Source organism: Halorubrum halodurans (genome assembly GCF_002252985.1).
Taxonomy (GTDB): domain Archaea; phylum Halobacteriota; class Halobacteria; order Halobacteriales; family Haloferacaceae; genus Halorubrum; species Halorubrum halodurans.
Genome location: NZ_NHPJ01000033.1, coordinates 1 through 5,157, shown reverse-complemented (window position 1 = coordinate 5,157; position 5,157 = coordinate 1). Strand labels below are relative to the sequence as shown.

The 5,157-nt window shown below is 71.3% G+C and carries 4 protein-coding genes; all 4 read right to left on the bottom strand.

Annotated features, from left to right (window positions below; genetic code table 11):
* Nucleotides 1-215 precede the first annotated feature (215 nt).
* On the bottom strand, nucleotides 216-1,712 hold the full coding sequence (gene purF, locus DJ70_RS03055; RefSeq protein WP_094530030.1) for an amidophosphoribosyltransferase: 1,497 nt from the start codon (nucleotides 1,710-1,712) through the stop codon (nucleotides 216-218).
* A gap of 141 nt (nucleotides 1,713-1,853) precedes the next feature.
* Nucleotides 1,854-2,237 (bottom strand): DUF5820 family protein, encoded by a 384-nt coding sequence (locus DJ70_RS03050; protein WP_094530028.1) that lies wholly within the window; start codon nucleotides 2,235-2,237, stop codon nucleotides 1,854-1,856.
* 77 nt (nucleotides 2,238-2,314) lie between these two features.
* Nucleotides 2,315-4,504, bottom strand: coding sequence for a ribosome rescue protein RqcH (rqcH, locus tag DJ70_RS03045; RefSeq protein WP_094530027.1), 2,190 nt, complete (start codon nucleotides 4,502-4,504; stop codon nucleotides 2,315-2,317).
* 93 nt (nucleotides 4,505-4,597) lie between these two features.
* A partial coding sequence (locus DJ70_RS03040; protein ID WP_143420917.1) for a CPBP family intramembrane glutamic endopeptidase occupies nucleotides 4,598-5,157 on the bottom strand: 560 nt, incomplete at its 5' end.

Below are 5,157 nucleotides of genomic sequence, written 5' to 3'. Positions count from 1 at the left end.
CGAGCGTCGCGGCGGCGGCGAGCCCCGCCGCCGCCGCGACGCTCGCACCCCCCGATCGGAGGAGTCGGCGGCGACTCATCGACGCCTCGTCGGCGTTCGCTGTCATACCTCCATGTCGAACGGTCGCCGTATTTAAGCTCCCGATACGTTCCGCCGGAGCGGGAAGGCGGGGACCGTATCCGACGTGACGTGGCGGTCGTCGGCCGCCGGCCGCGTCAGTCGTCGGCCGCCGGCGCGTCGGTCGAGGGCGCCTCGACCGGTCGGTCCGTCGCCTCCCCCTCCACGTCGAAGGGGTACTCGCCGGTCACGCAGCCGAGACAGAGGTCGGCACGGCTCGCGTCGAGCGCCTCCGCGACCGCGTCGATCGAGAGGTACGACAGCGAGTCGGCCTCGATCCGGTCGCGGATCTCCTCCGTCGACTTGTCGGACGCGATGAGTTCGTCGCGGGTCGCCATGTCGATCCCGAAGTAACACGGCGCGACGATCGGCGGCGCGCCGATCCGGAGGTGGACCTCCTCGGCGCCGGCCTCCCGCACCAGCTCGACGAGCTGCGTCGAGGTCGTCCCGCGGACGATCGAGTCGTCGATGATGGTGACCGACTTCCCCTCGACGGTCGATCTGATCGGATTGAGCTTCAGCCGGACCGCCCGCTCGCGTTCGTCCTGCGTCGGCATGATGAACGTCCGGCCGACGTACCGGTTCTTCATCAGCCCCTCGGCGAACTCGATGCCGCCGTCGTCCTCGCGGACCCCCCCGTCTGCGGTCGTCTCCGCGGCGGCGTCGGCGTAGCCGGTGGCGAACGCCCGTCCGGAGTCGGGGACGGGCATCACCACGTCGGACTCGACGCCGGACTCCTCCCAGAGCTTGCGGCCGAGCTTCCGCCGGACCTCGTAGACGAGCTCGTCGTCGATCACGGAGTCGGGTCGCGCGAAGTAGACGTGCTCGAAGAAGCAGTGGGCCGTCGAGTCGGCCTCGACGAGCTGGTAGGTGTCGTAGCCGGAGCCGTCGGGCTCGAGGACGACGAGCTCGCCGGGGCGGACGTCGCGGATCAGCTCCCCGTCGAGGGTGTCGATGGCGGCGGACTCGCTGGCGAGCACGTAGCCGTCCTCGAGTCTCCCGATACACAGCGGGCGGTTCCCCATCGGGTCGCGCACGCCGAGGACGGTGTCGTCGTGGGTGATCGCGAGCGAGTAGGAGCCGTGGATCCGCTTCATCGTGTGTTTGACCGCGCGAACCAGGTCCTCCTCGAGCAGGTTCCGCGCGAGGTCGTGGGCGATGACCTCCGTGTCGCCGTCGGAGGTGAACGCGTGGCCCGCCGCGGCCAACTCCTCGCGCACCTCGTCGGCGTTCACGAGGTTCCCGTTGTGTGAGAGCCCGAGGGATCCCGACTTGAACGACACGGAGAACGGCTGCGCACAGCTCTTGTCGAGGCTGCCGGCCGTCGGGTACCGGACGTGCCCGATCCCGGTCGAGCCGGCGAGCGACTCCAGGTCCCCCGCCTCGAAGGCGTCGCCGACGAGCCCGCGCTCGACGTGGCTGTGCTGCTGGAAGCCGTCGTGCGTGACGATCCCCGCCGACTCCTGGCCGCGGTGCTGGAGCGCGTACAGCGCGTAGTACAACGGCCGCGCGGCGTCCCTCTCCGCGAGCGAGACGCCGACGACGCCGCACTTCTCTCGCGGCTCGTCGTCGGCGTGGTCCCCACCGGCGTTCATGTACGCGACCCTGGGACGGGAATCGATAAAAACCCTCGTGTTCGTGGCTTTCGACCCTGCGAATACTGTCCGTAGTATCCACGGACATGGATCATCACGGGGAGAACCGCCGACCGCGGGGACCGATCCCTCGCGGACGGATCACTCCCCGCCGACGAGCTCGTCGAGCCGGTCGAAGTAGGTCTCGCGGGGGACCTGGTAGGCCGCCCGGTAGTCCACGTCGCCGGCGGCGAACCGCCCGGCGACGTCGACCGCCGCGTCCGCGCCGGCCTCGCGCGACCCGTGCGTCTCCGCGACCGCCTCGATCTCGGGTTCCAGAAAGAGGACCACGTGCCACTCGTCGGTCGCGTACTGGCCCGACCCCGGCCGGGCGTTCCGCGCGCCGTTGGTCAGGTAGATCGTCGGCAGACACTCGGCGGGGACGTCGTCGCCGTCGAAGACGTCCGGCCGGTAGACGAGGATCGCTCGTCCGCCGGGCTCCTCGTTCCACACCCGCCAGCCGTCCGGCAGCGCCTCGAAGCTCATGGTCGCGTTCGGTCGCGGGGGCTTGAAAACGTCGCGCTCGCCGCCGGACGGGTCGGGAGCGTCGACACGGCGGCGGCTCAGCCGACGATCTCCGATCCGCCCGGCGGCAGGAACTCCTGGAGCCGGTCCGCGCTCGCGACCTTCCGCACGAACGACTGGTCGGCGAACCGGTCCTTCAGTCGGCGGTACACCATCATCGCGGCGTCGTTCTGCGCGTACATCCCCGGCTCCAGCGTGACGCTCGTCGCCGCCCGCTCCGCGATCGCCGAGGGCGGTCCGCCGATGGCGCGGGTCACTGGCTCACACTGGACGCCGACGGCGACCCGGCAGGGAACGTCCTCGAAGTAGGTGCGGTCGCCGCGGATCACGAAGCTCCCCTTCTCTATGTACTCGCCGCTCTCGGGCGTCTTCGAAACCTGGTCGGGCTCGACCATGTAGGCGTCGCCCGCCCCGCGGCCGTCCTTCCACTCCGAGGAGTACGACACCGCGAACTGCGCGGCCTCCCGCAGCGTCTCCTCGGCGAAGTCGACCGGGTCCGCCGACTCCGAGGGCCCCGCCGCCTTCAGCAGCGTCACCGGGCCGCCGTGTGCCTGCGTGTGGAAGAAGCGGTCGTGGTTCCCCATGTACTTTTTCACCAACTCCTCGTTCTGGTCGGCGTTGCGCCCGCCGATGACGAGGTAGCCCGTCGAGGTGTGGAACCACCGGAACCGCTCGTACCAGTCGTCGGGGCTGCGGACCGGGATCGACGAGCGCGAGAGCCAGTCGACCTCGTACGCCTCGTCGTCACCGTCCCCGTCGCTTCCGGCGTCGTCGTCCGCCGACCCGCCGTCGTCGCCTTCGTCGGCCGCCTCCCACTCGGCCTTGCGTTCCTTGACGGCTTCCAGCTCCCGCCGGGTCGACTCGATCGCCTCCTCGGCGCCCGCCTTCTTCTCCTCGATCCGCTTCGCCTCCCGATAGAGCCGGTCGGCGTTCACCTCGACGCCGTCGTCGGTCTCGAGTTCGACCGCGAGGTCGTCCTCGCCGAGCTCGACCGTGACCGTCCCCGCGCTCCCGTCGACGTCGACGACCGCCTCCGCGGCCGCGATCCCGCGTTCCGCGCCGGCGGCGAGGGTCTCCTCGATCTCCTCCCACGGGACGTCGTTCTCGCGGGCCTCCCGGACCGTCGAGAGCACCTCGTCGACGAGGTCGTAGTGGGCGTAGACGAGCTCCGCGCGCTCGCGTTCCGTCTCCGCCTGCTCCTCGAACCCCTCGATCGCGCCCTCCTGTTGGTCGATGATCCGCTCCTGTTTGGCGATCTCCTCCTCGAAGTCCGGACGGGACGCCGAGGCGTCCGCGGGGGCGTCCGCCTCCGCCGCGTCGTCGCGCGCCAGCCGGTAGAAGTACTCGTCGACGGCGGCGTTGAAGGAGTCGAAGCCGACGCTCGGGAGCCCCTCGCGCTCCGACAGCGGGAAGGGAGTGACGTCGACGACGGGGCGGTCCCCGTCCGCGTCCGGGTCGTCGAGCTCCGCGTCCTCGAGCGGCTCCTCGTAGACGCGGGGATCGATGTCGCCGGAGCGGAGCCGCTCGGCGATGCGCCCGAGCGCGTCGTGGAGCGCGCGGTAGACGCCCTCGTCGGCCTCCTCGATCGGGGTCTCCTTCTCGACGCCCGCGCGGGAACACACCTCCTCGGCGTAGAGCCCGCCGAGGTTGAGCTGGGTGGCGAGCGTCCGGACCACGTCGGTGTCGGACTCGTCCATGTGGCGGACGAACGCGTCGAGGCTCACGTCGAGGGGGTTGAGCCGGGAGGCGGGGTACTCGTACTGCGCGCCGGGCGCGACGGTGCGGGACTTGAGGCGGACCGTCGAGAGCGACCCGACGACCTCGCCGGTCTCGTCGAGGGCGGCCACGTTCCCCTGGCCGAACAGCTCCGCGACGAGCGTCGTGCTCTCGTCGTCGCGCTCGAACTCGAAGGTGAGGATCCGGTCGAACTCGTACTGGCTGACGCCGGCGAAGTCCGCGCCCGACAGGCGGTTCCGCAGCATCTTCGCGAAGTTGGGCGGGCGGCCGGGGGCGTCGGCGACGTGGTCGGGGTCCGCGGCGTGGGCGCGCTTGACGTCGCCGACCTCGATCATGAGTTCGACGCGGCCGTGGTCGAAGTCGCGCAGCTTCAGCCGGAGCAGGTCGTCGTCGTAGAGGTACGCCTTGTCGACCTTCGCGCCCTCGTACCGGCCGAGCTCGGTGACGAGCGCGCCCAGGTCGATGCTCGATAGCTCCCGCTTCGGGTCCATACGGGCCCCACACGCGGGCCGGGAAAAGGCGTGTCGTTGTGCGGGCGGGAGCGCGGACGGCAGACCGCGGTCGGGAGGTGCGACCCCGTCGGGCTAGAACGCCCGGATCGCGACCGCGCTCACCGCGAGGAGCGCGACGTGGAAGGCGGCGTGTGCGACCATCGCGGCCTCGAGCGAGCGCCGCCAGAACAGCCAGCCGAGCGCGACCCCGACGACCCCGTTCAACAGGACGGTCCGGACGACCAGCGCGGCCGAGAGCTCGACGGAGGACGCCAGCGCGGGGAGGTGGCCGAGCCCGAAGAGGACCGCGCTGGCGACGATCGCGACCCACGTCGTCGCGGCGGAGGGCGTCCCGGTGCCGGTTCCGGCGTCGTGCCCCCCACCGACCGCCGCCCGTACCCGCCACAGGACGAACGCGATCGGCGCCATGACGCCCCATCGGAGCAGTATCTCCTCCGTGATCCCGCCGTAGAGGAGCCGAACCGGGATCGACGGCGCGAGCGCCTCGAGACCCTCCGCGTCGGCGGCGACCTCGCCGGCCGGCAGCCGGACGAGCGGGGCGGACGCGACGTCGAGGACGGCGACGACGCCGAACAGCGACGCACCCGTCACGACCGCGAGCGGGACCGACCGCCGGAAGGCCGTCCACTCCG